Source organism: Blastococcus sp. SYSU DS0552, from assembly GCF_054050815.1.
In genome coordinates this window covers 21,878-46,786 of sequence record NZ_JBJHAB010000012.1, presented here as the reverse complement: position 1 = coordinate 46,786, position 24,909 = coordinate 21,878, and the positions used below count along the sequence as shown (strand labels likewise).

General features: G+C 73.6%; 26 protein-coding genes. 16 read left to right on the top strand and 10 right to left on the bottom strand.

Annotated features, from left to right (window positions below):
• The first annotated feature begins 7 nt into the window (after positions 1–7).
• The 3 genes from ACI8AG_RS13490 (at position 8) to ACI8AG_RS13480 (ending at position 3,726) form a co-directional block, all read left to right on the top strand.
• Entirely contained in the window at positions 8–865 is an 858-nt protein-coding gene (locus ACI8AG_RS13490; protein WP_456597447.1) for a HipA family kinase, read from the top strand.
• Positions 862–1,251, top strand: a complete 390-nt coding sequence (locus tag ACI8AG_RS13485; RefSeq protein ID WP_456597446.1) for a DUF3037 domain-containing protein — start codon at positions 862–864, stop codon at positions 1,249–1,251. Before ACI8AG_RS13490 ends, ACI8AG_RS13485 begins: the two co-directional genes overlap by 4 nt.
• Positions 1,252–1,467: 216 nt before the next feature.
• On the top strand, positions 1,468–3,726 hold the full coding sequence (locus ACI8AG_RS13480) for a PhoX family protein (RefSeq protein ID WP_456597445.1): 2,259 nt from the start codon (positions 1,468–1,470) through the stop codon (positions 3,724–3,726).
• Positions 3,727–3,772: 46 nt separating this feature from the next.
• Here the strand turns inward: ACI8AG_RS13480 and ACI8AG_RS13475 are convergent, their stop codons facing one another.
• From ACI8AG_RS13475 to ACI8AG_RS13455, 5 genes are all read right to left on the bottom strand, one after another.
• Entirely contained in the window at positions 3,773–4,063 is a 291-nt protein-coding gene (locus ACI8AG_RS13475) for a 4a-hydroxytetrahydrobiopterin dehydratase (protein WP_456587284.1), read from the bottom strand.
• A gap of 102 nt (positions 4,064–4,165) precedes the next feature.
• Positions 4,166–4,876 carry a phosphoadenylyl-sulfate reductase gene (locus ACI8AG_RS13470; RefSeq protein ID WP_456587285.1) on the bottom strand — a complete coding sequence of 237 codons (711 nt, stop codon included), beginning with the start codon at positions 4,874–4,876 and terminating at the stop codon, positions 4,166–4,168.
• Positions 4,873–5,046, bottom strand: coding sequence for a hypothetical protein (locus tag ACI8AG_RS13465; protein ID WP_456587286.1), 174 nt, complete (start codon positions 5,044–5,046; stop codon positions 4,873–4,875). The genes ACI8AG_RS13470 and ACI8AG_RS13465 overlap by 4 nt, the downstream gene beginning before the upstream one ends.
• Positions 5,043–6,716 carry a nitrite/sulfite reductase gene (locus tag ACI8AG_RS13460; protein WP_456597444.1) on the bottom strand — a complete coding sequence of 558 codons (1,674 nt, stop codon included), beginning with the start codon at positions 6,714–6,716 and terminating at the stop codon, positions 5,043–5,045. Before ACI8AG_RS13460 ends, ACI8AG_RS13465 begins: the two co-directional genes overlap by 4 nt.
• Positions 6,717–6,946: 230 nt before the next feature.
• Positions 6,947–7,483, bottom strand: coding sequence for an RrF2 family transcriptional regulator (locus tag ACI8AG_RS13455; protein WP_456597443.1), 537 nt, complete (start codon positions 7,481–7,483; stop codon positions 6,947–6,949).
• A 27-nt stretch (positions 7,484–7,510) separates the two neighbouring features.
• Between ACI8AG_RS13455 and ACI8AG_RS13450 the strand changes: the two genes are divergently transcribed.
• Positions 7,511–8,269, top strand: a complete 759-nt coding sequence (locus tag ACI8AG_RS13450; RefSeq protein WP_456597442.1) for a (deoxy)nucleoside triphosphate pyrophosphohydrolase — start codon at positions 7,511–7,513, stop codon at positions 8,267–8,269.
• A 114-nt stretch (positions 8,270–8,383) separates the two neighbouring features.
• Here ACI8AG_RS13450 and ACI8AG_RS13445 read toward each other — a convergent pair whose 3' ends face one another.
• The gene (locus ACI8AG_RS13445; protein WP_456587290.1) at positions 8,384–8,554 is read right to left on the bottom strand and encodes a CsbD family protein; all 171 of its coding nucleotides are present in this window, start codon (positions 8,552–8,554) and stop codon (positions 8,384–8,386) included.
• A gap of 346 nt (positions 8,555–8,900) precedes the next feature.
• Here ACI8AG_RS13445 and ACI8AG_RS13440 point away from each other — a divergent pair, with 346 nt between their 5' ends.
• The 7 genes from ACI8AG_RS13440 to ACI8AG_RS13410 all read left to right on the top strand — a co-directional run bounded on the left by ACI8AG_RS13440 (position 8,901) and on the right by ACI8AG_RS13410 (position 16,196).
• Positions 8,901–10,556, top strand: coding sequence for a peptide ABC transporter substrate-binding protein (locus ACI8AG_RS13440; RefSeq protein WP_456597441.1), 1,656 nt, complete (start codon positions 8,901–8,903; stop codon positions 10,554–10,556).
• Between the two features lie 148 nt (positions 10,557–10,704).
• Entirely contained in the window at positions 10,705–11,628 is a 924-nt protein-coding gene (locus tag ACI8AG_RS13435) for an ABC transporter permease (protein WP_456597440.1), read from the top strand.
• Positions 11,621–12,562: an ABC transporter permease gene (locus tag ACI8AG_RS13430; protein ID WP_456587293.1), complete on the top strand. Its 942-nt coding sequence runs from the start codon at positions 11,621–11,623 to the stop codon at positions 12,560–12,562. Before ACI8AG_RS13435 ends, ACI8AG_RS13430 begins: the two co-directional genes overlap by 8 nt.
• Positions 12,559–13,611, top strand: coding sequence for an ABC transporter ATP-binding protein (locus ACI8AG_RS13425; protein ID WP_456587294.1), 1,053 nt, complete (start codon positions 12,559–12,561; stop codon positions 13,609–13,611). The genes ACI8AG_RS13430 and ACI8AG_RS13425 overlap by 4 nt, the downstream gene beginning before the upstream one ends.
• Positions 13,604–14,719, top strand: coding sequence for an ABC transporter ATP-binding protein (locus ACI8AG_RS13420; RefSeq protein ID WP_456597439.1), 1,116 nt, complete (start codon positions 13,604–13,606; stop codon positions 14,717–14,719). The genes ACI8AG_RS13425 and ACI8AG_RS13420 overlap by 8 nt, the downstream gene beginning before the upstream one ends.
• 128 nt (positions 14,720–14,847) lie before the next feature.
• Positions 14,848–15,741, top strand: coding sequence for an N-acetyl-1-D-myo-inositol-2-amino-2-deoxy-alpha-D-glucopyranoside deacetylase (gene mshB / locus ACI8AG_RS13415; RefSeq protein ID WP_456587296.1), 894 nt, complete (start codon positions 14,848–14,850; stop codon positions 15,739–15,741).
• Positions 15,738–16,196, top strand: a complete 459-nt coding sequence (locus tag ACI8AG_RS13410; RefSeq protein WP_456597438.1) for a hypothetical protein — start codon at positions 15,738–15,740, stop codon at positions 16,194–16,196. The genes mshB and ACI8AG_RS13410 overlap by 4 nt, the downstream gene beginning before the upstream one ends.
• Here the strand turns inward: ACI8AG_RS13410 and ACI8AG_RS13405 are convergent.
• Positions 16,150–16,905, bottom strand: a complete 756-nt coding sequence (locus ACI8AG_RS13405; RefSeq protein ID WP_456597437.1) for a GNAT family N-acetyltransferase — start codon at positions 16,903–16,905, stop codon at positions 16,150–16,152. The genes ACI8AG_RS13410 and ACI8AG_RS13405 overlap by 47 nt on opposite strands.
• Before the next feature lie 50 nt (positions 16,906–16,955).
• Entirely contained in the window at positions 16,956–19,814 is a 2,859-nt protein-coding gene (locus ACI8AG_RS13400) for an EAL domain-containing protein (protein ID WP_456597436.1), read from the bottom strand.
• A 219-nt stretch (positions 19,815–20,033) separates the two neighbouring features.
• Here ACI8AG_RS13400 and fdxA point away from each other — a divergent pair, with 219 nt between their 5' ends.
• The 4 genes from fdxA to ACI8AG_RS13380 all read left to right on the top strand — a co-directional run bounded on the left by fdxA (position 20,034) and on the right by ACI8AG_RS13380 (position 22,206).
• Positions 20,034–20,360: a ferredoxin gene (fdxA, locus tag ACI8AG_RS13395; RefSeq protein ID WP_012947287.1), complete on the top strand. Its 327-nt coding sequence runs from the start codon at positions 20,034–20,036 to the stop codon at positions 20,358–20,360.
• Positions 20,357–21,493: a succinyldiaminopimelate transaminase gene (dapC, locus tag ACI8AG_RS13390; RefSeq protein ID WP_456597522.1), complete on the top strand. Its 1,137-nt coding sequence runs from the start codon at positions 20,357–20,359 to the stop codon at positions 21,491–21,493. Before fdxA ends, dapC begins: the two co-directional genes overlap by 4 nt.
• A gap of 129 nt (positions 21,494–21,622) precedes the next feature.
• Positions 21,623–21,757 (top strand): hypothetical protein, encoded by a 135-nt coding sequence (locus ACI8AG_RS13385; protein WP_456597435.1) that lies wholly within the window; start codon positions 21,623–21,625, stop codon positions 21,755–21,757.
• Positions 21,754–22,206, top strand: coding sequence for an anthrone oxygenase family protein (locus tag ACI8AG_RS13380; RefSeq protein ID WP_456597434.1), 453 nt, complete (start codon positions 21,754–21,756; stop codon positions 22,204–22,206). Before ACI8AG_RS13385 ends, ACI8AG_RS13380 begins: the two co-directional genes overlap by 4 nt.
• A 13-nt stretch (positions 22,207–22,219) precedes the next feature.
• On the opposite strand, the gene ACI8AG_RS13375 is transcribed toward ACI8AG_RS13380, so the two are convergent.
• Both ACI8AG_RS13375 and ACI8AG_RS13370 read right to left on the bottom strand, forming a co-directional pair.
• Positions 22,220–22,768: a hypothetical protein gene (locus ACI8AG_RS13375; RefSeq protein WP_456597433.1), complete on the bottom strand. Its 549-nt coding sequence runs from the start codon at positions 22,766–22,768 to the stop codon at positions 22,220–22,222.
• A gap of 53 nt (positions 22,769–22,821) precedes the next feature.
• A complete protein-coding gene (locus tag ACI8AG_RS13370) occupies positions 22,822–23,535 on the bottom strand; it encodes a hypothetical protein (RefSeq protein WP_456597432.1) in 714 nt (237 codons plus the stop codon).
• Positions 23,536–23,697: 162 nt separating this feature from the next.
• Here ACI8AG_RS13370 and ACI8AG_RS13365 point away from each other — a divergent pair, with 162 nt between their 5' ends.
• The gene (locus ACI8AG_RS13365) at positions 23,698–24,807 is read left to right on the top strand and encodes an alpha/beta fold hydrolase (protein WP_456597431.1); all 1,110 of its coding nucleotides are present in this window, start codon (positions 23,698–23,700) and stop codon (positions 24,805–24,807) included.
• Positions 24,808–24,909: the final 102 nt, after the last annotated feature.

Genomic DNA, 24,909 nt, shown 5'->3' with positions numbered 1-24,909 from the left:
CCCCACTGTGCTGCCCGCTGTCACCGCCACCCGCTACGTCACCCCGCTGCGCGAGGGTGGGTCGCTGCCCGGGCTCATGGAGGCCGACGACCTGGGCACCTACGTGGTGAAGTGGCGCGCGGCGGGGCAGGGCGTGAAGGTGCTGGTCGCCGAGGTCGTCTGCGCCGAGCTCGCCCGGGCGCTGGGGCTGCCGGTGCCGGCGCTGGTCACCGTCGACGTCGTCCGCGAGCTGGCCGTGGGCGAGCCCGACCACGAGGTGCAGGAGCTGCTGCAGCGGTCGGCCGGGCGCAACCTCGGGCTGGACTACCTCCCCGGCGCGCTGGACTTCGAGGCCGGCGCCGACGGGGTCGACCCGGAGCTGGCCGGCCGGGTGCTGTGGTTCGACGCGCTGATCGGCAACGTCGACCGCTCCTGGCGCAACCCGAACATGCTGTTCTGGCACGGCCGGCTGCAGCTGATCGACCACGGCGCCGCGCTCACCTTCCACCACCACTGGCCGGGGGCGGCGGCGGCCGTGGCCCGGCCCTACGACGCATCCGCGCACGCCCTGGTCGAGTGCGCTCCCGACGTGCCCGCGGCCGACACGGCGCTGGCCCGCCGGGTCACCCGGGAGCTGCTGGACCGCGTGCTGGCGCAGGTGCCCGACGAGTGGCTCGACGACCCGCAGGCCGGTGCCGCGCCCGACGCCGTACGGTCCCGGTACGTCGAGCAGCTGCTCGCCCGGCTGGACGCCCGCGCGGCCTGGCTGCCCGGGGTGGTCGCCGCGGCCGCCGCCGGGGGAGCGGGCCGACGGCGGGCGCCGCGCGGGGAGAACCGGCCCGCGTGGCTGGGGCCGCCGCCGCCGGAGGGGATCAGCCAGCGATGAAGGACACCTTCGAGTACGCGGTGCTGCGGGTGGTCCCGCGCGTCGAGCGGGGGGAGTTCCTCAACGCCGGCGTCCTCGTCTACTGCCGGCAGCGCGACTACCTGGGCTCGCGGCTGCACCTCGACGTCGACCGGTTGCGCGCGCTGGACCCCACCGCCGACCCGGTGGCCATCGGCCGGGCGCTCCAGGCGGCCGCGGACGTCTGCTCGGCCGATCCGGGCGTCGGTGCGGCCGGTCGGGAGGCGCTCGGGGCCCGGTTCCGCTGGCTCACCGCGCCCCGCAGCACCGTCGTCCAGCCGGGCCCGGTGCACACCGGCCTGACGGCCGACCCCGACGCCGAGGCCGACCGGCTGCTGCGCGTGCTGGTGCTCCCGGTCGAGGGCTGACCCCGACCTCGGCTGCGGTCGGGCAACCGCCGGCGGCTCCGGCGCGGCCGTCGCGGCGCTGCCCGTCACCGGACGCGGGCGGTCACCCGTCACCCACGGCGCGTGGCACAAACGGTGGCCAGGAGGTCAGCGCTCGTTCACTGCTCGGTCACGTCGTGGTGGCCGGAGCCGGTTTGGCTTCGCGCGCCCGACTTCCTCTCGACCCAGAGGGTTCTGATGACCGACATCCTCGAGCCGCGCAAGCGCGCGCTGCTGCCCCTGCTCTCCGGCATCCGGCACGGCAGCCGCAGCCACACGACCTGCTTCTACAAGTGCGGCAACGCCTGCGACAGCGCCATCCCCAACCCGACGGACAACCCGACCTTCGCGGCTGTGGTCCAGCAGTCGTTCAGCCGGCGCAACCTGCTGAAGGCGGCCGGCGTCAGCGCCCTGGTCGTCGCGGCCGGACCGGCTCTCCCGGCCGCGGCCCAGACCTCGTCGTCCCGCCGCGGTGGTGCCGCCGACGGGGCCCTGACGTTCCAGCCGGTCCAGCAGAACTTCCTCGACGAGCTGGTCGTCCCCACCGGGTACGCCTCCAGCGTGGTCATGCGCTGGGGTGACCCGGTGCTGCCCGGGGCGCCGCCGTTCCGCATCGACCGGCAGACGCCCGAGGCACAGGCCAAGCAGTTCGGCTACAACTGCGACTTCATCGGGTGGCTGCCCCTGGACGACCGCAACGCGCTGCTGGTGGTGAACCACGAGTACACCGACGAGCAGCTGATGTTCGCCGGTGTCGCCGACGAGGAGGGCGCGGGCGACATCCCCGACGAGTACAAGCGCGTCGCGATGATGGCGCACGGCATCTCGGTGGTGAAGGTCCGCCGGGAGGGTCCGGCCGGTCAGTGGCGGGCCGCGCGGGAGCGCGACCGCAACCGCCGGATCACGACGGACACCCCCTTCCAGCTGACCGGGCCGGCCGCCGGGTCCGAGTACCTGCGGACCAGCGCCGACCCCGAGGGGCGCACCGTCCTGGGCACCCTGAACAACTGCGCGGGGGGCGTCACGCCGTGGGGCACGACGCTGCACGGCGAGGAGAACTTCAACCAGTACTTCGGGACGACGGCGCCGATCAGCGAGGCCACCCAGATGGCGGCGCTGCGCCGGTACGGCGTCAGCGCCGAGGACGTCCCGACCCGCAAGTGGCACACCGTCGACCCGCGGTTCGACCTCAGCCAGGAGCCCAACGAGGTCAACCGCTTCGGCTGGGTGGTCGAGCTCGACCCGTACGACCCCACCTCGACGCCCAAGAAGCACACCGCCCTGGGGCGCTTCAAGCACGAGGGTGCCGACGTGCGGATCGCCGAGGACGGCCGGGTGGTCGCGTACTCGGGCGACGACGAGCGCTTCGACTACATCTACAAGTTCGTGTCGAAGAAGAAGTACCGGGAGGGCACCGACCGGGCGACGCGGCAGCACAACATAACCCTGCTGGAGGAGGGCGACCTCTACGTCGCCCGCTTCACCGGCGACTCGCCGGCCGCCGAGATCGACGGCAGCGGGCAGCTGCCCACCGACGGGGAGTTCGACGGGGTCGGGCACTGGATCCCGCTGGTCAAGGACGGCCGGTCGATGATCCCGGGCAAGGACGTCGCGTGGGTCCTGGTCTTCACCCGCCAGGCCGCCGACCGGCTGGGCAAGCTGCTCGACGAGAACGGTGACTTCCCGGACCCGGACAACGTCCAGGTCATCGATCCCTCGAAGGTGCCGACCAAGATGGACCGGCCCGAGGACATCCAGACCAACCCGGTCAACGGCCGGGTGTACGCGGCGCTGACCAACAACTCGAACCGGACCGGTCAGAACGGCCGGCCGGGGGCGGACGAGGCGAATCCGCTCACCCGCTCCTGGGCGTTCGTGCCCGCCGACGACGAGGCCGGCACGCCGGCGAGGTTCGAGGAGCGGCCGGGCAACCGCAACGGGCACGTCATCGAGTGGGAAGAGGTCGGGTCGGCCACGGGGGAGACCTTCAACTGGCGGATCTTCCTCCTCTGCGGCGACCCGGAGTACCCCGGCACGTACTTCGCCGGGTACGACAAGTCGCAGGTCAGCGCCATCTCGTGCCCGGACAACCTGGAGTTCGACCCAGCCGGCAACCTGTGGATCTCCACCGACGGGAACGTGCTCTCCACGCGGAACCAGGAGGCGGGCACCATCGGGGGCACGAACGACGGGCTCTTCGCCGTTCCCACCCAGGGCCCGGAGCGCGGCCACCTCAAGGCGTTCCTCACCGTGCCCATCGGCGCCGAGTGCAGCGGGCCGATGATCCCGTCGGACGGCCGGTCGGTGTTCGTCTCCGTGCAGCACCCCGGTGAGACGACCGGCTCCACGGTGGAGAACCCGTCGAGCCGGTGGCCCGACATGCAGGCGTACCGGCCGTTCCCGCGGCCGAGCGTCGCCGTCGTCTACCGCCCGGACGGTGGCCGCATCGGCAGCTGAGAGGAGCGCGAGCCCCGCACCGGTCCGGTGCGGGGCTCGCGTCGTCTCAGGGCAGGAGGGCGTCGATGCGGCGGGCCAGCTCCAGGTCCAGCTCGCTCACCCCGCCGGCGGAGTGGCTGACCAGCGTCAGGTGCAGGCGCCGGAACCGCAGGTCGACGTCCGGGTGGTGGTCCAGCTCCTCCGCGACGTCCGCGATCGCGACGATCGCGGCGACGGCGGCGCGGAAGCTCGGCAGCTCGACGGTGCGGCGGATGCCGTCGACGTCCCCCGACCACAGCGGGAGGGCGCGGAGCGCGGCGGCGAGCTCGTCAGGGGAGAGGCGGGGTGGGCGCGGCATCCGCCCATGGTGACGTGAGGGAACGGCGGCGACGTACTGGAACGGCCTCGTCCCCGGGGCCCGCGGCGCGGGGAGGGACGAGGCCCTTCCAGGGGTGGTTCCTCAGAGGTGCAGGCCGCACTCGGTCTTGGTGGAGCCGGCCCAGCGCCCGGCCCGCGGGTCCTCGCCCGGCGCGACCGGCCGGGTGCAGGGCGCGCAGCCGATCGAGCCGTAGCCGATCTCGAACAGCGGGTTCACCGGGACCTGGTGCTCGGTCGTGTAGGCGTCGACGACGTCCTGGGTCCAGGCCGCCATCGGGTTGACCTTCACCATGCCGCGCTTGGCGTCCCAGTCGACGAGCCGGGTGCCGGCGCGCGTCGGCGACTCGTCGCGCCGCACGCCCGAGCCCCAGGCCGTGAACCCGGCCAGCGCCTGCGCCAGCGGCTTCACCTTGCGCAGCTCGCAGCAGAGATCTGGATCCCGGTCGTGCAGCTTCGGCCCGAAGGCGAGGTCCTGCTCCGCCACGGTCTGCGGCGGGGTGACGTTGTGCAGCGTGATCGGCAGCACGCTGCTGACCCAGTCGCGGGTCCCGATCGTCTCGGCGAAGTGGTAGCCGGTGTCGAGGAAGACCACGTTGACGCCGGGGATCACCCGGGAGGCCAGGTGCGACAGCAGCCCGTCGGCCATGGACGACGTGATCGCGAACTGGTCGCCGAAGGTCTCCCCGGCCCAGCGCAGCACGGCCAGCGCCTGCTCCACCGGGTCGGCGATGCCCTCGAAGCGGGCATCGGCGTCGGCGGCGAGTTCCGGTGTCGGCGCGATCGCAGTGGTCATTCCGGCACCCCCGTGGCGAGCAGTCGGACGGTGAACGCACGGAGGCAGGCGCCGCAGCGCCAGCCACCGGCCGACTCCCCGTCGTAGGGGGTCAGCTCCTCGTCCCCGCAGTACGGGCAGTGGAACACCGGCAGCTGCCGGGTCCTTCCCGGCTCCGGCTCCTCGGTCACAGCAGCCAGGCCTCCTCGGCGCGGGAGACGTAGTGGGCGAAGGACTCGCCCGGCGTCCGGCGGTCGAGGAAGCCGCGCAGGACGCGCTCGCAGTAGTCGGCGGTCTCCGCCTTCGTCACCTTGTGGCCGCGGAACTTGCGACCGAAGGTGGCCTCCACCCCGAGGTGCCCGCCCAGGTGCACCTGGAAGCCCTCGACCATCTCGCCGCTGTCGTCGCGCACCATCGAGCCCTTGAACCCGATGTCGGCGGTCTGGAACCGGGCGCAGCTGTTCGGGCAGCCGTTGACGTTGATGCCGATCGGCACGTCGAAGTCGGGCAGCCGCCGCTCGAGCTCGGCGTAGAGCTCCTGCGCGTGCTGCTTGGTCTCGACGATCGCCAGCTTGCAGAACTCCAGGCCGGTGCAGGCCATGGTGCCGCGGCGGAAGGCGCTCGGCCGCACCTGCAGGTCGTGCTCGGCGAGCGCGGCGACCAGCGCCTCGACCTTCTCGTCCGGCACGTCGAGGATGACCAGCTTCTGCTGCGTCGTCGTCCGGATGCGCCCCTGCCCGTACTCGTCGGCGAGGTTCGCGATCGTGGTGAGCAGCGAGCCGCTGATCCGGCCGGTGCGCAGCGCGAAGCCGACGGCGTTGGCGCCGTCCTTCTGCTTGGCGACGCCGACGTGGTCGCGCTGGTCGTGCTTCGCCGGCGCCGGGGCGGGGCCGTCGGGCAGAGCAGCGTGCAGGTACTCGTCCTGCAGCACCTGGCGGAACTTCTCCGGGCCCCAGTCGGCCATGAGGAACTTGATCCGGGCCCGGTTGCGCTGCCGGCGGTAGCCGTAGTCGCGGAAGACCGACGTGCAGGCGGCCCAGACGTCGGTGACCTGGTCGGGCCGGACGAAGACGCCGATCCGCTGGGCGAACATCGGGTTGGTGGACAGCCCGCCACCGACCCACAGGTCGTAGCCGGCCTCGCCCGCCTCGTTCACGACGCCGACGAACGAGACGTCGTCGATCTCGGGCTCGGTGCAGTGGTCGACGCAGCCGGACATCGACGTCTTCCACTTGCGGGGCAGGTTGCTGAACTCGGGGCTGCCCACGTACTTGGCGACGGTCTCGGCGATGACGTCGGTGGCGTCGATGACCTCGTCCTCGAGGATCCCGGCCAGCGGGCAGCCGAGCATCACGCGCGGCACGTCGCCGCAGGCCTCCATCGTGGAGAGGCCCACCGACTCCAGCCGCCGCCAGATCTCGGGGACGTCCTCGATGCGGATCCAGTGGTACTGCACGTTCTGCCGGTCGGTGACGTCGGCGACGTCGCGGCCGAACTCGGTGCTGATGCCGCCGAGGACGCGCAGCGCGTCGCTGGTCAGCTGCCCGCCGTCGATGCGCGCGCGCATCATGAAGTAGGAGTCCTCGAGTTCCTCGGGCTCCAGCACGGCGGTCTTGCCCCCGGGGATGCCCTGGGCGCGCTGGGTGTAGAGGCCCATCCAGCGCATGCGACCCCGCAGGTCACCGGGGTCGATGCCGTCGAAGCCGGTCTTCGAGTAGATGTCGAGGATCCGCTGGCGCACCTCGAGGCCGTCGGAGTCCTTCTTCATCCGCTCGTTGGGGTTGAGCGGTTCGCGGTAGCCCAGCGCCCACTGGCCCTGACCGCGTTGCGGCCGGTTGCTGCTCCGGGTGGGGGTGCTCACGTGGCGTACTTCTTCCTGCGCTCGCCGACCGCCCGGCAGCCGGCCGGGGTGGGAGGCGCTGCTGGTTCGGGACGCAGCGGGACAGCTGCGCGAGGGACCTGGGTCAGCGCGCGGCGCGACAGGCGGCGCTGGAGACGAGCGCCAGGTCGATGTGCAGACGCGCGACGAGGAGACTGCCGCGGTCGGTCATGTCGCGATCCTCCCACATTCCGGGCGGCCCGGTGCAGGGCTCACCCGACGGGGCGGGGAGGCCGCGCCCCGTCGGCCGGTGCGTCGTGGCCGCCCTCGGTCGGCACGGGCTCGCTGAAGGACCGCCACGCGGCGTCGAGGGCGACCAGCTCGGCTGCGTGCGGGGGGAGCTGCCCGGCGACGACGTCGGCCACGGTCACCCCCTCGAGCACCCGGCGGTAGGCCTCGCGGGCGGCGACCCACACCTCGGCCAGGCCGGCGGCGGCGCCGGGGTAGCTGACGTCCTCCGGCCGCTGGCCGTGCACCTCGGCGAGGAATCCCTGCTCCACCCGCATCACGCGGGCGATCGAGATCTCCGACGCGGGCAGGGCCAGCCGGTACCCGCCGTCCCGGCCGCGCTGGCTGGTGACCAGGCGGGCGTGCTGCAGGTCGGCGAGGATGGCCTGCAGGAAGCGGTTGGGGATGTCCTGGGCGGTCGCGATCCGATCGCAGGTCAGCGCCTCGGGGGCCGCCGCGGCGAGCTCCACGACGGCTCGGACGGCGTAGTCGACCCGGGCGTTGATGCGCACGCTGCCCATACTGCCGTGGTCTGGGAGAGTGCCTGGGTGTTCCAGCTGCGTTTCATCACCTCGGTGGAGGCGCCGCTGACCGTGGCGTTCGACGTCGCCCGTGCCCTGGGCCGGCCCTGGCCGTTCCCGCTGGCGGAGGTCGTCGCGGTGCGGCCGGAGCGGGACGTGTTCACCGCTGCGGTCGGGTCGGGCGGCTGGGTCACCCACTCGCGCCGCTTCTCCGCCACCGGCGCCGGCACGCTGGTCGAGGAGCAGGTCGCCTGGGAGACCGGGCTGCCCGGCGCGGTGGGGGCCGTCGTCGACCGGGTCGTGCTGCGGCGCCGGATCGCCCGTGCCATGCGGGCGCACCTGGACGCGTACGCCGCGGCGGCCGCGCTGCGGGCGCGCGAGGTCGTGCAGGTCGTCGGTGCCGCGCTGGTCGAGGGGGACCGGGTGCTGGTGGCGCAGCGCTCGGGCGGGCCCTTCGACGGCTGCTGGGAGTTCCCCGGCGGCAAGGTCGACCCGGGCGAGACCGACCGGGCGGCGCTCGTGCGGGAGTGCGCCGAGGAGCTCGGGGTGGCGGTCGTGCCCGAGTCCTTCCTGGGGGAGGTGCTCCTGGACGGTGTGGTCGGCGGCGGTGCGCCCGGGGCCTCGACGATGCGGGTGTGGGAGGCGCGCATCGCCTCCGGCCGGCCGGAGGCGCGGGAGCACACCGAACTGCGCTGGGTCGGCGCCGCCGACCTCGACGCGCTCGACTGGATCCCCGCCGACCGCCCCCTGCTCCCCGCCGTCCGGGCACTGCTCGCCCCCCGCTGAGCGCCGGCGGGGCCGTGGAGCCGTCTCGCCACCGTCGGAACGGGAACGGGCGCCGCTCCCGGTGGGAGCGGCGCCCGTCGTCGCCGTAGCCCCTGCGCGAGGGGTGCGGAGGCCTTACTTGAAGGCGTCCTTCACCTTCTCGCCGGCCTGCTTGAGGCTGCCCTTGGACTCTTCCTTCTTGCCCTCGGCCTGGAGGTCACGGTCGTCGGTGGCGTTCCCGAGCGCCTGCTTCCCCTTGCCGGACAGCTCCTCGATCTTGCTCGTCGTCTTGTCCGTGCCGCTCATCGCAGTACCTCCGGTCGTCGGTTGCTCGGACCGGCCTTACCCTCCCCGACGTTCCCCGACACGCGCACCGGAAAGCCTCCGGTCCACCTGCGCCCGTGGCGGGAGGACCGCCCGCCGGATGCCCTGCGAGGCGTGGAAGTTACGGTCAGCGCGCGGATCGTGAGCCCAGGTCACAACTCGATGACGTCCGTGGACACCCTCTCCGGGGCGTGCCTAGGGTCCACCCGTCGCAGTCCCGGTCCTCCCCGGTCCGGCTGCGTCCGGCTCGAGACCATCCAGTCGCCCGCGGGTCGTGGGTCGACCTGTCCGTTCCCCCCGCTCGCGCGGGTCGAGGGAGGCATTGCACGTGAAGTTGAGCAAGCGCAGAGGTGGGCTCGTCGCGGCCGGCGTCGCCGCCGCGATGATGCTGTCCGCCTGTGGTGGCAGCGACGACAACGGCGGCGGCGGCGGCACCTCCGCCGACGGCGGCGGCACCTACAGCATCTACGTCGGCGAGCCGGAGAACGCCCTCATCCCGGGTAACACCACCGAGAGCGAGGGCCACCAGATCATCTCCGGTCTGTGGACCGGCCTGGTGGAGTACGCCGCGGACGGCGAGGTGCAGTACACCGGTGTCGCGGAGTCGATCGAGTCCGAGGACAACACCACCTGGACCGTCGAGCTCAAGGACGGCTGGACCTTCCACGACGGCACCCCGGTGACCGCGCAGTCGTTCGTCGACGCGTGGAACTACACGGCCTACAGCCCGAACGCGCAGGGTGCCTCGTACTTCTTCTCGAACATCCTGGGCTACGACGACCTGCAGGCCCCGACGGACGACGAGGGCAACGTCACCGGCGACCCCGCCGCCGAGGAGATGAGCGGCCTCGAGGTGATCGACGAGAACACCTTCGAGGTGACGCTCGCGACCCCGTTCGCCCAGTTCCCGGTGACGGTCGGCTACAACGCCTTCTGGCCGCTGCCCGAGGCATTCTTCGAGGACCCGGAGGGCTTCGGCCGCCAGCCGATCGGCAACGGCGCCTTCGAGGCGACCGAGGAGTTCGTCCCCGGTCAGGGCTTCACCGTCACCCGGTACGAGGACTACGCCGGTGAGGACGCGCCCGTCGCCGAGCAGGTGGAGTTCCGGGTCTACGCCGACCTGAACACCGGCTACAACGACCTCCAGGCCGGCAACCTCGACGTCCTGCCGGACCTTCCGCCGGACGCCATCGCCTCGGCCGAGGACGTGCTCGGCGACCGCTTCCTGGAGGCCCCGTCGTCCGGGTTCACCTACCTCGGGTACCCCACATACGACGAGCGCTTCTCCGACCCGCAGGTCCGGCAGGCGCTGTCGATGGCCGTCGACCGGCAGGCGATCTCCGACGCCATCTTCGCCGGCAGCCGCGAGCCCGCCGACGCCTACGTCGCGCCCGTCGTCGACGGCTACCGCGAGGGCGTCTGCGAGTACTGCGAGCTGGACGTCGAGCAGGCCAACCAGCTCCTCGACGAGGCGGGCTTCGACCGCAGCCAGCCGATCGAGCTGTGGTTCAACGCGGGCGCCGGCCACGACGCGTGGGTGCAGGCCGTGGGCAACCAGCTGCGCGAGAACGTCGGTATCGACTACGTCCTGCGGGGCGAGCTGGACTTCGCCGAGTACCTCCCGCTGCTGGACGAGCAGGGTGTGACGGGTCCCTTCCGCCTCGGCTGGAGCATGGACTACCCGAGCCCGCAGAACTACCTGGAGCCGCTGTACTCCACCGCGGCCCTGCCGCCGGCGGGTTCCAACGCCACGTTCTACTCGAACCCGGAGTTCGACGCGCTGATCCAGCAGGGCAACAGCGCCGAGAGCAACGAGGAGGCCATCGAGTACTACAACCAGGCCGAGGACATCCTGCTCCAGGACATGCCGATCATCCCGATGTTCTTCGACGTGGAGCAGGCCGCCCACTCGGAGAACGTCAGCGACGTCGTGATCGACGTGTTCGGCGACATCGACCTCAAGAAGGTCACGCCGCAGGGCTGAGCTAGCCGCACCGCACGGCCGCCGCCGGGGACCCCCGCCCAGACCGGGCCGGGCTCCCCGGCGGTCGGCCGCTCGGGCTCGTCCCGCATCATGGACGACGCCTCCGCGCCCGCGACATGGGCGTGGCGCGTCTCGACCGAGGAGCGACATGGGCCGCTACATCGCGCGCCGCTTTCTACTCACGATCCCCGTCCTGGTCGGGGCCTCGTTCCTGATCTTCGCGTTGGTCTACGCACTGCCGGGCGACCCGATCCGGGCCTTGGGCGGCGACCGCCCGCTCGCCCCCGCCGTGGTCGCCCAGCTGACCGAGGAGTTCAACCTCAACGATCCGCTCTGGCTGCAGTACGTCAAGTACGTCGGCGACCTGTTGCAGGGTGACTTCGGCACCGACTTCCGCGGCCGCGAGGTGCTGGACACGATCTCCCAGCGGATGCCGGTCACCGTGAAGCTGGCGCTGGTCGCCATCGCCTTCGAGATCGTCATCGGCATCGTGGCCGGCGTGCTGGCCGGCATCCGCAAGAACGGTTTCTTCGACAACGTGGTGCTGGTGAGCACGACGCTGATCGTGTCGATCCCGATCCTGGTGCTCGCGTTCGTCGCGCAGTTCACCTTCGGGCTCCAGCTGGGCCTGTTCCCGATCGCCGGCATCAACGACGGCTGGTACAGCTACCTGCTGCCCGGCCTCGTCCTCGCCGCCGGGTCGCTGGCCTACGTGGCCCGCCTCACCCGGACCAGCATCGCCGAGAACATGCGCGCCGACTACGTGCGCACCGCGCGCGCCAAGGGCCTGCCGCGCCGCGACGTCATCGTCCGGCACACGCTGCGCAACAGCCTGATCCCCGTCGTCACCTTCATCGGCGCCGACATCGGCACCCTCATGGGCGGTGCGATCGTCACCGAGACGGTGTTCAACCTGCCGGGCATCGGCCGAGCCGTCTTCGACGCCGTGCGGGCCCAGGAGGGCGCCGTCGTGGTCGGCATCGTGACGCTCCTGGTCTTCGTCTTCATCTTCTTCAACCTGGTCGTCGACGTGCTCTACGCCGTCCTCGACCCGAGGATCCGCTATGAGTGACCCGAAGTTGACGGCCGTCGGTCACGACGAGGCCGGGGCCGGTGCCGTGACCGGCGCGCACGACGAGGAGGCGCAGGCCCGGCAGAACAGCCTCTGGAGCGACGCCTGGCGGCAGCTGAGGCGCAACTTCCTCTTCTGGATCGGCGCCGTGCTCGGCCTGCTGTTCGTCGGCATGGCGCTGCTGCCGACGGTCTTCGCCCGTGGGGTCGACCCGCGGTCGTGCAACCTGTCCAACTCCAACGCCGAGCCGTCGGCGGAGCACTGGTTCGGCTTCGACCAGCAGGGCTGCGACTACCTGGCCAACGTCGTCTACGGCGCCCGGAACTCGCTGATCATCGGCCTGCTGGCGGTCGTGGTGATCCTGGTGCTCGGGGTCCTGGTCGGCGCCATCTCCGGCTTCTACGGCGGCGTCACCGACAGCATCCTGAGCCGGATCGCCGACATCTTCTACGCGCTGCCGCTGATCCTGGGCGCGCTGGTGGTCCTGCGCAGCGGCATCCTCGGCCGGGGCGTGATCGCGGTGGCGATCGCGCTGGCGCTCTTCGGCTGGATGACCGCGATGCGGCTGGTCCGCTCGCAGGTGATCGCGATCAAGAGCTCGGACTACGTCGCCGCCGCCCGGGCGATGGGGGCCTCGGACATCCGGATCCTGATGCGGCACATCCTGCCCAACGCCGTCGCCCCGGTGCTCGTCTACGCCACCATCACGATCGGCATCCTCATCGCCGCGGAGGCGACGCTGACCTTCCTCGGGGTCGGGCTCCAGCCGCCGGCGATCTCGTGGGGTCTGCAGATCAACACCGGGCAGAGCCTGCTGCGCACCGCGCCGCACGCTGTCCTCTTCCCGAGCCTCATCCTCACCCTGACGGTGATGGCCTTCGTCCTCATGGGTGACGCCCTGCGCGACGCCCTCGACCCGAAGCAGCGTTCATGAGCACCGCGTCCACGTCCGTTTCCCCCGGCCCCGCCCGCGGCGCCGGGACACCCGTCCTCGAGGTCGACGACCTGCGGGTGGAGTTCCGCACCGAGTCCGGGGTGGTCAACGCCGTCAACGGCGTGAGCTACACCGTCTCGGAGGGCGAGACCCTCGCCATCCTGGGTGAGTCCGGCTCCGGCAAGTCCGTCTCCGCGCAGGCGATCATGGGGATCCTCGACTCCCCGCCGGCGGAGGTCACCAGCGGCCGGATCGTCTTCCAGGGGCGTGACCTGCTCACGCTGCCGGAGGAGGAGCAGCGCAAGGTCCGCGGGCCGGGGATCTCGATGATCTTCCAGGACGCGCTCTCCTCGCTGAACCCCGTGTACAGCGTCGGCTTCCAGATCGGCGAGATGTTCCGGGCGCACCGGGGCACCTCGCGCAAGGAGGCCAAGGAGCACGCGGTCGAGCTGATGGAGCGCGTCCGGATCCCGGCCGCCAGGCAGCGGGTGAACGACTACCCGCACCAGTTCTCCGGTGGCATGCGCCAGCGCGTGATGATCGCGATGGCCCTCGCGCTGGACCCGCGCATCCTGATCGCCGACGAGCCGACCACCGCGCTCGACGTCACGGTGCAGGCGCAGGTCATGGACCTGCTCAAGGACCTGCAGCGGGACACCGGGATGGGGCTGATCCTCATCACCCACGACCTCGGCGTCGTGAACGAGGTCGCCGACAACGTGGCCGTCATGTACGCGGGCCGCATCGTCGAGCGGGGCACCGTCGACGAGGTGTTCGGCAACCCGGCCCACCCGTACACCGACGGGCTGATGCGCTCCATCCCGCAGGTGGAGGTCAAGGGCGGCCGGCTCCAGCCCATCGGCGGGCAGCCGCCCAACCTGGCCGCCATCCCGTCGGGCTGCCCGTTCCACCCGCGCTGCCCGAAGCGCCGCACCGGTGCGGAGGCCGCCGCGGGTCGCGACTGCGTCGCCGACGCCCCGCCGCTGCGGCTGGTCGTCCCGGGCCGTGAGGCCGCCTGCCACTACAGCGAGGAGGTCCTCGGTGTCTGACGCCAGCTCCGGGAGCAGCGCAGCGGACCGGTCCGCGGAGGCCGACCGGCAGAGGCTGTCCGACGCGGCCGACGCGGCGGCGACCCGCCCGGCGCACCGGCCCGGTGAGGTGCTTCTCGAGGTCAAGGACCTCAAGAAGCACTTCCCGCTCACCCAGGGCATCGTCCTGAGGCGCACGGTCGGCCACGTCCGCGCCGTCGACGGGGTCAACCTGCAACTGCGCCGCGGGGAGACGGTCGGCCTGGTGGGCGAGTCCGGCTGCGGCAAGTCGACGGTCACCAAGATGCTCGTGTCCCTCGAGAAGCCGACCGACGGGCAGATCCTCTACAAGGGTGACGACGTCACGAAGATGAGCGGCCGCGCGCTCAAGCAGTACCGGCGCGAGGTCCAGATCATCTTCCAGGACCCCTACGCCTCGTTGAACCCGCGGATGACCGTCGGGGACATCGTGGCCGAGGGCTGGTCGGTGCACGCCGACGTCGCGCCGAAGAAGGGGCGGCTGCAGCGCACCCAGGAGCTGATGGAGCGGGTCGGGCTCAACCCCGACTTCGTCAACCGCTACCCGCACCAGTTCTCCGGTGGGCAGCGGCAGCGCATCGGCATCGCCCGGGCCCTCGCCCTGCAGCCCGAGGTCATCGTCTGCGACGAGCCGGTGAGCGCCCTGGACGTCTCGGTCCAGGCGCAGGTCGTCAACCTGCTGGAGGACCTGCAGAACGACTTCGGGCTCTCCTACCTGTTCATCGCCCACGACCTCTCCGTGGTGCGGCACATCTCCGACCGGGTCGCGGTGATGTACCTGGGCAGCATCGTGGAGGAGGGCACCGACGCCCAGGTCTACGGCTCGCCCGCCCACCCGTACACGCAGGCGCTGCTCTCCTCCGTCCCGGTGCACGAGCCGCACCTGCGCGGGCTCAAGGAGCGGATCCTGCTGCAGGGCGACGTGCCGAGCCCGGCCAACCCCCCGTCGGGCTGCCGGTTCCGGACCCGCTGCTGGAAGGCCCAGGACATCTGCGCCACCGAGCCGCCGGCCCTGGTCGACCGGGGGCAGGGCCACCCGTCGGCGTGCCACTTCGCCGAGGCGCGCGCGGTCGTCCCCACGGAGGGCTGAGCACCTCGCGCTGGGATCAGGTGACCTGATCCCAGCGCGTCCTCCCTCGCCATGCACGGTGGGGGAGGACGGCGCTGCGGCCCCCGGCCCCCTCCATGCGGCGACGGCCTCAGGGAGAATGGCCGACCGTGACCGCTGACCGACGACTGCTCCTCGTGCATGCGCATCCCGACGACGAGACGATCAACAACGGCGCCACGATGGCCCGCTACGTCGCCGAGGGCGCCGGTGTCACCCTGCTCACCTGCACGCTGGGAGAGGAGGGGGAGGTCCTCGTGCCGGAGCTGGCCCAGCTCGCCGCGGACCAGGCCGACCAGCTCGGCGGGTACCGCATCTGGGAGCTGCGCGGGGCGATGGCGGCGCTCGGGGTCGTGGACGTCCGCTTCCTGGGCGGACCGGGGCGGTACCGCGACTCGGGGATGATGGGCACGCCGGCCAACGACCACCCGCGCGCGTTCTGGAACGCAGACCTCGACGAGGCGGTGGCGCACGCCGTCGCCGTCGTCCGCGAGGTCCGGCCGCAGGTCCTGGTCACCTACGACGAGTTCGGTGGCTACGGCCACCCCGACCACATCCAGGCCCACCGGGTGGCGATGCGGGCGGTCGAGGCCGCGGCCGACCCCGGCTACCGCCCCGATCTCGGCCCGGTCTGGGACGTGGCGAAGGTGTACTGGTCGGCCATGCCGCGCTCGGTGGTGCGGGAGGGCATCGAGGCCCTGGCCGCGCTCGGTGAGGCCTCGCCCTTCGAAGGGCTGGGGGACGTCGACGACGTGCCCTTCGTGGTCCCCGACGAGGTGGTCGACTGCGCCGTCGACGCCCGTGCGTACGCCGACCGCAAGGACGCCGCCATGCGCGCCCACCCGACCCAGATCACCGTCGACGGGCCGTTCTTCGCGCTGTCGAACAACCTCGGCCAGGAGGTGCTCGGCGTCGAGTACTACCGGCTGGTCAAGGGCGAGCGCGGACCCGGCGCCGGGCCGGACGGCCGGGAGGACGACCTCTTCGCCGGTCTGCCCGGGTGAGCCGACGAGGGCCGGTCGCGCGCGCCGGTCTGGGGGTCGCGGCGGTTGTGGTCGCGGCGTGGCTGGCGATCGTGGAGGTGTTCTGGCTGCCGCTGCGGGTCGGTGGCGTGCTGGTGCCCGTGTCGGTGGTCGCGGCGGTGGTGGGCAACCTGCTGCTGGTCCGCGCGGCGCTGTGGCTGAGCGGGTCGAAGGTCGTCGCCTCGCTCCCCGCGGTCACCTGGCTGGTCGTCGCGCTAGCGGCGATGCAGCGCCGCCCGGAGGGCGACCTGCTGCTGGTCTCCGGGGGCGCGCTGGGTGCGGCCAGCAGCGCGTTCCTGCTGCTGGGTGTGCTGGCCGCGGCCCTCGCCGTCGGCCTGGCCCTCGGCACGCCCGTCCGGCGGACCACGCCCGCGGGACCCGGCCGGCGGGTTACGTCCGCGGAGCCCACCGGTAGTGGTAGCGGTGGTGCTCGGTGAATCCCAGCCGCGCGTAGAGGGCCAGCGCCGGGGCGTTGGACGCCGTCACCTGCAGCAGGCAGGAGCGTGCCCCCCGGGCGGCCCGCCCCTCGGTGGCGAGCGCGGCCATCACCGCTGTGGCCAGGCCGCGCCGCCGGTAGGGCTCGTCGACGGTGACGGCGCTGATGACCAGCCAGTCGCCGGCGACCACGCCGCGGGCGACGACCGCCGCGCGGGTCGCCCCCGGGTCCGGCCGGACGGAGGCGAACACCGGTCGCTCGGCGTTGCGCAGGACGGCGGCTGCGGTCGTCGGCAGCGCCGCGCCGCGGTGGCGGTAGCCGGCCAGCCAGGCGTCGTCAGGAGCGTCGGCGAGCAGGACCGGTACGTCGGGGGCGGACCAGGGGCCGGCCGGCCCGGTGAGCACCAGGGTGTCCTCGTCGCGGACCCACCCGGCGGCGGCGAACGCGGCGTCGGCGTCCTCGGCGCCCGGCTGCGGCACGGCGGCGCAGGGCCGCAGCCCCCGGTCTGCGTACCAGCCCGCGACGGCGGCCACGGCCGAGTGCAGGTCGCCCGGGGGGTCCCCGGCCACGAGCACCGAGTTGGCGCGGCCGGTGAAGCCACCACCGGCGCGCAGCAGCCAGTCGCCGAAGCGTTCCTCCTCGAACCCCCGCCAGGTGCGGGCGGCCAGCCGTTCCAGCTCGACGACCCGGGTGGGGGCGGAAGCGGTCACGGCGACGATCATGACGCCCGCCCCGCCGCCGGGTGCCGGCGGGCAGTACCTCAGTTCCGCCGCGGCGGCGCCGCATCGTGCGCGGCCGGCAGCGGGCGGGCGTTCAGCCAGCCCAGCACCCGCTCGGCCGGCATGGGCCGGGAGATGTGGTAGCCCTGGGCGACGTCGCAGCCCCACTCGCGCAGGGCGGCGAGCGCATCGGCGTCCTCGACGCCCTCGACCACCATGCTCATCCCGAGGTCGCGGCTCAGCTGCAGCGTGCTGCGCACGATCGCCGCCGCCCGCGGGTCGGAGGTCAGGTGCGTGACGAAGCTGCGGTCGAGCTTGAGCTCGTCGACCGGCAGCGCCCGCAGGTAGGACAGCGACGAGTACCCGGTGCCGTAGTCGTCCACCGAGAGCCGCACGCCGAGCCGGCGCAGCCCCGCCATGACCTGCTGGCTGCGGGCGGCGTCGGCCATGAGCACGTCCTCGGTGATCTCCAGGACCAGCGCGCCGGCGGGCACCGAGCAGGCGTCCAGCAGCATCGCCACCTGCTCGGGCAGGGCGACGTCCTGCAGGTTGGACACCGACAGGTTCACCGCGACCGACAGGTCGTGGCCGTGGGTCCGCCAGGTGTGCAGGTCCCGCAGCGAGCGCTCCAGCACGCGCAGCGCCAGCCGGCGCATCAGACCGGCCTGCTCGGCCAGCGGCAGGAAGACGTCGGGGTAGAGCAGACCGCGCTCCGGGTGGTTCCAGCGGACCAGTGCCTCCACCCCGACGACGCTGCCGGTCCGCAGGTCCAGCTGGGGCTGGTAGTGGTTGTCCAGCTGCTCGCCGTCGAGGGCGGACCGCAGCTGCTCCAGGGTCTCCAGCCGGTCGCGGGAGGCCGGGGTGCCGTCGGGTGCCCACACCTCGTAGCCGTGGCGCCCGCGCTTGGCCGCGTACATGGCGGTGTCGGCCCGGGCCAGGAGCAGCGAACGGTCCCGGCCGTGGTCCGGGCACAGGGCGATGCCGATGCTGGCGTCCACGTGCAGGGACATCCCGTCGAGGACGAAGGCGTCGCGCAGCGCGGCGCCCAGGTCCTCGGCCACCTCGCGGGCCTGTGCGGCATCGGCGTCGGGCAGCAGGACGGCGAACTCGTCACCGCCCATGCGGGCCAGCAGGTCCGCGGGGCCCAGGGTCCGCTCCAGGCGGGGACCCACCAGGCACAGCAGGTCGTCGCCGACGCTGTGCCCGAAGCTGTCGTTGATCTCCTTGAACCGGTCGAGATCGATCATGAGCAGGGCGCAGCGCCGGTCGCGGTCGCCGTAGACGGTGGTCTCGACCGTCTCGATGAACTTGCGGCGGTTGGCCAGCCCGGTGAGCGGGTCGTGGTGCGCCTCGGTGGCCAGCTGCGCCAGGCGTTCCTGCTCGGCGGCGCGCAGCTCGGCGTTCTCCACCACCAACGCCCCCTCGAGGGTGACCTGCCGGACGGCGTCGCGCACCGACGAGCTCCACGTGCGGGTGGCACCGACCGATCCGGTGACCACCAGGCCCAGGAGCCGGTCGCGGGACATCAGCGGCACGCTGATGTAGGAGTTGACCTCCAGCGCCCGCACGAGCTCCGGATCGAGCAGGTCGGTGGCGGCGGCGTCCTCGACGAAGACGGCCGACTTCTCCTCGCTCGTGAGCCGCCACAGGGGGACGCCGCTCGCCGGGTGGCCGACCAGGCGGGTCTGCACCACGTGCTTGTGCTCCTCCGGCCAGTCGACGTGTCGGACCTCGCTGATCCGCCCGTCGCCGTCGACCAGGTAGGCCGCGCTCCGGTCGGTGCCGGCCAGCCGCTGGACGGCGCGGGCCAGCACCTCGGCGGCCGCGGCAGCCCCGGTCACCGCCGAGCCGTCCACCAGGAGCTGCCGGACGACGCGGGCGGTCGTGAGCGACGCCGCACGGGCCTGGCTGGTGCGGGCCTGCTCGATGACGCCGCCGAGGTGCGCACCGGCGGCGGCGGCCAGCCGGCGGACGTCCTCGGAGAAGGGGCGGACCTGCGTGCTGTCCAACGTGAGGACGCCGGCCAGCTCGGGGCTCCGGCCGAGCGGGACCGCCAGCGCGGAGGCGATGTGGAACGAGTCGGCCCACCACCCCGAGATCAACCCCGACTCGCGGTCGGCGGTCATGGGTGAGCCGGTGCGCAGCACGGTCTCGGCCAGCTCGGGGGCGACGGGCGCGTTGCGGAACTGCCGCCAGGTGGCGAGGTCCTGCCGGCCGTCGGCGTAGGCGGCCATGCGGGGGACGAGCCGGCCGTCCTCCAGCAGGAAGACGCAGGCGCGCTCGACCTCGCCGACCTCGGCGAGCTGGCGGCAGGCCGAGCCGAGCAGGTGGTCCATCGACTGGGCCTGCGCGGCCGACTCGATCAGCTCCAGGAGTACGGCGGCCTGGGCCAGCCGGCGCTGCTGGGTGCGCCGGCTCCACGCCTCGGCCAGCGCCGCGGCGATCCGCGGGGCCACCTGGCGCAGCAGGTGGGGGGCTGCGGCCGCGGCGGGCTCCACGGTCAGGACGCCGACGACCTCGCCGCCGAGCACCAGCGGCTCGCCGTGCGCCGACCGGATGCCGACCGCGGCCAGGTGGCGGTCCTCGACGCGCCGCCCGTCGGCGTGGGCGACGATGCCCCGGCGACCGGTGACGACGGCGGAGAGGAAGGGGGAGTCGGCCAGCACGGCGGGGGTGCGCAGAGCCGGGTGCAGGGGGAGCGCGTCCCGGGTGGCGCAGCCGGACTGCCGGAACGGGACGACGAGGCCGGTCGTGGCCTCGTGCACCCACACCGACACCCGTGTCGCGCCGGAGGAGGCGCGCAGCCGGGAGAGCAGGTGCACCAGGGCGGCGTGCGCGTCGAAGGGGGACGCCGACGGCTCGGGCCGCGACGTCCCCTCGTCCTGCGTCGTCCGGGACACATGATCGAGATCGGCGCCCCGGCCGGCTGCTTGAGCGGGGGTCGGTGACCCACCCCGATGGGGGGAGACCGCCCGGAGCTGCATCTCCCGTGCCCCGGCCGGGGGACGCGGCGGGTGGCCCGTGGCACGTCGACCGGCGCGGGAGGTGATACTAGGGGTGCATCTGACGCGACCGGCCCCGGCCGGCGCGCCGCCCGAGAGTCCCCGGGAGGGAACCCCGTGACCTACGTCATCACCCAGGCCTGCGTCGACGTTCTCGACAAGGCGTGCATCGATGAGTGTCCGGTGGACTGCATCTACGAGGGCGACCGGATGCTGTACATCCACCCCGACGAGTGCGTCGACTGCGGGGCGTGCGAGCCGGTCTGCCCGGTGGAGGCCATCTACTACGAGGACGACGTCCCGGACAAGTGGAAGGACTTCTACAACGCCAACGTGGAGTTCTTCTCCGACCTGGGCAGCCCCGGTGGCGCCGCCAAGACCGGGAAGATCGGCAAGGACCACCCGCTGGTGGCCGCGCTCCCGCCCCAGGGCGAAGGCCACTGACCGCTCCGGTCCCCGGCGCGCCCCGGGCGCTTCCGGACTTCCCCTGGGACTCCCTGGCGGGTGCACGGGCGCGGGCCGCCCAGCACCCGGGCGGTGTGGTCGACCTGTCGATCGGCACGCCCGTCGACAGCACACCCGCGGTGCTGCGCGAGGCGCTCGCCGGGGCGGCCGACGCTCCCGGCTACCCGACCGCGCTGGGCACCGCGCAGCTGCGCACGGCCGCCGCGGACTGGCTCCGCCGGCGGCTGGGTGTGCACGTGGGCGACCCGCTGGGCGCCGAGCCCTCGCTCATCCCGACGGTCGGCTCCAAGGAGCTCGTCGCGCTGCTCCCCACCCTGCTGGGGCTGTCCGGCGCCGCCGGCACCGTGGTCGTCCCGGAGGTCGCCTACCCGACCTACGAGGTCGGCGCCGTGCTCGCCGGCCTGGCCGTGCACCGGAGCGACACCCCGCCGGCTGACGCGGTGACGCCCGCCCACCCACCCGTCTCGCTGGTCTGGCTCAACTCGCCGGGCAACCCCCACGGGCGGGTGCTGACCGACGACGAGCTGCGGCGATGGGTCGCCTGGGGGCGAGCGCACGGGGTGCCCGTCGTTGCCGACGAGTGCTACATCACGCTGGGCTGGGACGTGACGCCCCGGTCGATCCTGCACCCGGAGATCGCCGGCGCGGACCACACCGGCCTGCTGGCCGTGCACTCGCTGTCCAAGCAGTCGACGGCCGCCGGTTACCGGGGCGGCCTGCTCTCGGGTGACCCGGCGCTGGTGCGCCGTGCCTGGGAGGTGCGCCGCCACCTCGGCCTGCTGGTGCCGGGGCCGGTGCAGGCCGCCATGGCCGCCGCCCTGGACGACGACGCGCACGTCGACGCGCAGCGCGAGCGGTACCGCCGGCGGCGGGACCGGCTGGCTGCGGCGGTGCGCGCGGCCGGGATGCGGATCGACCACTCCGAGGCGGGCCTCTACCTCTGGGCCACCCGGGACGAGGACTGCTGGCTCACCATCGACCGGCTGGCCACCCTCGGGATCGTCGCCGCCCCGGGCAGCTTCTACGGCCCGGCCGGGGCGCGGCACGTCCGGCTGGCGCTGACCGCGACCGACGAGCGGATCGACGCCGCGGCGGAGCGCCTGGCCGCCTGACGAGGTCAGCCGGCCGTGGCCAGGTGCGGGGCCGGGACGGGGTCCGTCTCCGGAACCGTGGACGACCGCGCATGTGAAGCGGCGTCGCGGCAATGGACCGTCTCGTCCGGCGTCGCCTGTACTCGGGTCATGACATCGGAGGCCATCCTCGTGACCGGTGGTACCCGGACCACCGGGAGCCCCGTGGTGGGCGGCCGCCGCTCCCGGGTGGAGCCCGCCGGGGAGCACGTGGCGGCGTACGTGCGACCGGCAGTGCTCCGGTGACCGGGGTGCTGGTGCACGCCGGCGCGCTGGGCGCCGGCCTCGTCTCCGGGGCCTTCAGCGTCTTCAGCCTGGTGGTGATGCCCGCCCTGGTGGCCGTCCCCTGCCCGGTGGGGGTGGCGGCGATGCAGTCGGTGAACCGGACGGCGATCCGCCCGGTCTTCCTCACCCTGCTGTTCGGCACGGCGGTGCTGTGCCTGGCCGCCGGGGGCGCGGAGCTGGCCGGCGCCCGCCGTCCGGGCGTCCTCGCCGCGGGACTGCTCTACCTGGTCGGCGTCGTGGGCGTCACGGTCGCGGCCAACGTCCCGCTCAACGAGGCGCTCGCCCGGTGGCGGCCGGACGCCGCGGCTCCGGGGGACTGGACCCGCTGGGTCCGCCGGTGGACCTGGTGGAACGGCGTCCGGGCGCTGGCTGCCGCCCTCGCCGCCGTCCTCCTCGTCGGCCCGGCGTGACCCCTCGGGGCGGTCAGACGGGCTCGCGGTACTGGATCACGGTGCCGGGGCCGACCCGCCGCGCGGCGGTGAGGCTCAGCGTGGCGCGGCGGAAGATCTCGCCGGCCCGGCTGGCGGCGTCCACCGGCGCGATGCCCGCCGCCGCGGACACCCCCGGGATGCCCAGCGCGAGCACCGCCGAGACCAGCCGGGTGGCGGCGGTCTGCGCGGCCGGCACCGGACCGGCGAGCACGATGCCGAAATCCGCGGGCCCGCAGGAGGCCACCCAGTCGTCTCCGCGGATGGAGCGGGCCAGGAGCGTGGTGACCTGCGCCAGCGTGTCCGGCGGGGTGGGCCACCCGTCGTCACGGTGCAGCAGGCCGAGCGCGATGAGGCTGGTGGGCTGCTGGCCGGCTGCCGGCAGCTCGTCGGCCAGTCGCTGGAGCAGCGCCTCCCGGGAGGGCAGGAGGGCGGTCACGTCGGTGGGTGCGGCGGGGACCGCGCGGGGGAGGTCGTCGGACGCGATCGTCATGGCGAGGACGTCGGTGCCGCCGAGGTGTTCGTTGAGCGTCGCGCCCGCCACGTCCCCCTGCCGGGGGACCCCCGAGTGCGCCGGGACCGGGCGCCCGGCCGTCGTCAGGCGCAGTCGAGCGTCTCCGCGGCCAGGGCGGCCGTGAGCTGCTGCGCCATGCCCTCCCACTGCTGGTACAGCTCCGGGTACCCCGAGCGCTGCACGGCCTGGGCCATCTCGGTCAGCCGGCCCGCCTCCCACCCGGGGATGGTCACCAGCCCGTCGTAGAACTTGCCGGCGGCGTACACCGGGTCGCGCACCTGCTCGGGCGTGCCCCACCCCTGGGAGGGCCGCTGCTGGAACAGCCCCAGGGAGTCGCGGTCGCCGTAGTCGAGGTTGCGCAGCCGCGACTCCTGCTGGGCGGTGGCCAGCGCGATAACGACGGCCCGGTCGGACAGCCCGCGTTCCCGGCCGACCCGGGCGATGGTGGCCGCGTTGGCGGCCTGCTCGGCGGTGACCGTGACCGAGCCGTCGGGCACGGTGCAGGTGCCGGTCGCGGGGGGCTGCCAGTGCCGCTCGGCGCCCCAGCCCGCGCCGGCGAGGAGGGCGGCGGTCACCAGCAGCGCCGGCCACCACCGGACCAGCCCGGTGGCGCCCCCGGACCGGCCGGACCGCTGGGCGGCCGGGCGGCGGGCCGGAGGGCGCCGGCGGGGGCGGCGCGCGGTGCCGCGACGTGCGCCGCCGTGCCCGGCGGCGCGGCGGCGGGCGGCCGGCCGGGCACGGGTGGTGCTGCGCGCCCGGTCTGCGGCGTGGTGCGTCGCGGTGCGGGGGCTGGTCATCGTCCACCGACTGTAAGCGCCGTTCCCGGCCGTTCCTCGGACGCCGCCACGGTGCAGGGGCGCGAGGTGCGCCGGAGGTGGGACGAGCGGGCGAGCCCTCCGGGAGGGGCTGTTCCCAGCCGGACGGCGCCGATAGCGTGTGCCCGCCGTCGAGGAGGAGCCATGGTTGACGTTCTGCTGCCCGGGATCACCGCCACGCGGGTGCCCACCCCGCGACTGACCCAGAACGTCGTGCACCCGGCCGCCGTGGAGCCGGCGGAGCTCGGCGCCGCCGGCGGCGAGGTCGTCCTCTTCGTGCACGGCAACGTCAGCTCCGCGCTCTTCTGGCAGCAACCGCTGCTGGCCCTGGCCGAGGTGACGCGCGTGCGGCCGGTCGCGGTCGACCTGCGCGGCTACGGCGACACCGATCCGCTCCCGGTGGACGCGCGCCGAGGCGTGCGCGACTGGGCCGACGACGTCGCGGCGCTGGTGGAGACCCTCGGCGTCGAGCGGGTGCACCTGGTCGGCTGGAGCATGGGCGCGGGCGTCGTCCTGCAGTACCTGCTCGACGCGCCCGCGCGGGTCGCCTCGGTGACGCTGGTGGCCCCGGTATCGCCGTACGGCTTCGGCGGCACGGCTGGGCCGGAGGGGCGCCGCCTCGCCGAGGACGGCGCGGGCTCCGGGGGCGGTGCGGCCAACCCCGAGTTCGTCGCCGCGCTCGCTGCCGGCGACACGAGCGCCGACAGCCCGACCAGTCCGCGGTCGATCCTGCGGGCGTTCTACGTGGCTCCGGGGTCCCTGCCGCTGGACCCCGCGATGGAGGACGTCTTCGTCGCCTCGATGCTGTCCACCCGCACCGGTGCCGACCACTACCCGGGCGACTCCGTGCCCAGCCCGACGTGGCCGGGAGCGGCCCCCGGGGAGCGCGGCGTGCTGAACACGATGGCGCCGACGGTCATGGACGTGTCGGGTGTCGCCGAGCTGGCCGGCAAGCCCCCGGTGCTGTGGATCCGGGGGGATGCCGACGCGATCGTGTCGGACACCTCGGTGTTCGACCTGGCCCACCTGGGACAGCTGGGTGCGGTGCCGGGCTGGCCGGGTGAAGCGGTCTGCCCGCCGCAGCCGATGGTCGCCCAGACCCGCGCCGTGCTGGAGCGGTACGCCGCGGCCGGGGGCACCTACCGCGAGGTGGTCCTGCCCGGGGTCGGGCACTCCCCGCACGTCGAGCGGCCACAGGAGTTCGTGGTGGCCCTGCTGGAGCACCTCGACGTCCCCGCGGAAACGTCGGCCTGAGACCCGCCGACATGGGCTCGTCGCACCGAGTGGGACCCGGAGGGTTCCGCGCAGGCACGACCCGATGGCCCCCTGCAGGGTCCCGCCGCGAGCGTGCGAGCG

Bases quoted from the DNA above. Each gene is read 5' to 3' on its own strand.
- ACI8AG_RS13485 (WP_456597446.1), top strand. From the start codon at position 862: ATGAAGGACACCTTCGAGTACGCGGTGCTGCGGGTGGTCCCGCGCGTC.
- ACI8AG_RS13480 (WP_456597445.1), top strand. From the start codon at position 1,468: ATGACCGACATCCTCGAGCCGCGCAAGCGCGCGCTGCTGCCCCTGCTC.
- ACI8AG_RS13475 (WP_456587284.1), bottom strand. From the start codon at position 4,063: ATGCCGCGCCCACCCCGCCTCTCCCCTGACGAGCTCGCCGCCGCGCTC.
- ACI8AG_RS13470 (WP_456587285.1), bottom strand. From the start codon at position 4,876: ATGACCACTGCGATCGCGCCGACACCGGAACTCGCCGCCGACGCCGAT.
- ACI8AG_RS13455 (WP_456597443.1), bottom strand. From the start codon at position 7,483: ATGGGCAGCGTGCGCATCAACGCCCGGGTCGACTACGCCGTCCGAGCC.
- ACI8AG_RS13445 (WP_456587290.1), bottom strand. From the start codon at position 8,554: ATGAGCGGCACGGACAAGACGACGAGCAAGATCGAGGAGCTGTCCGGC.
- ACI8AG_RS13435 (WP_456597440.1), top strand. From the start codon at position 10,705: ATGGGCCGCTACATCGCGCGCCGCTTTCTACTCACGATCCCCGTCCTG.
- ACI8AG_RS13430 (WP_456587293.1), top strand. From the start codon at position 11,621: ATGAGTGACCCGAAGTTGACGGCCGTCGGTCACGACGAGGCCGGGGCC.
- ACI8AG_RS13425 (WP_456587294.1), top strand. From the start codon at position 12,559: ATGAGCACCGCGTCCACGTCCGTTTCCCCCGGCCCCGCCCGCGGCGCC.
- ACI8AG_RS13385 (WP_456597435.1), top strand. From the start codon at position 21,623: ATGACATCGGAGGCCATCCTCGTGACCGGTGGTACCCGGACCACCGGG.
- ACI8AG_RS13370 (WP_456597432.1), bottom strand. From the start codon at position 23,535: ATGACCAGCCCCCGCACCGCGACGCACCACGCCGCAGACCGGGCGCGC.
- ACI8AG_RS13365 (WP_456597431.1), top strand. From the start codon at position 23,698: ATGGTTGACGTTCTGCTGCCCGGGATCACCGCCACGCGGGTGCCCACC.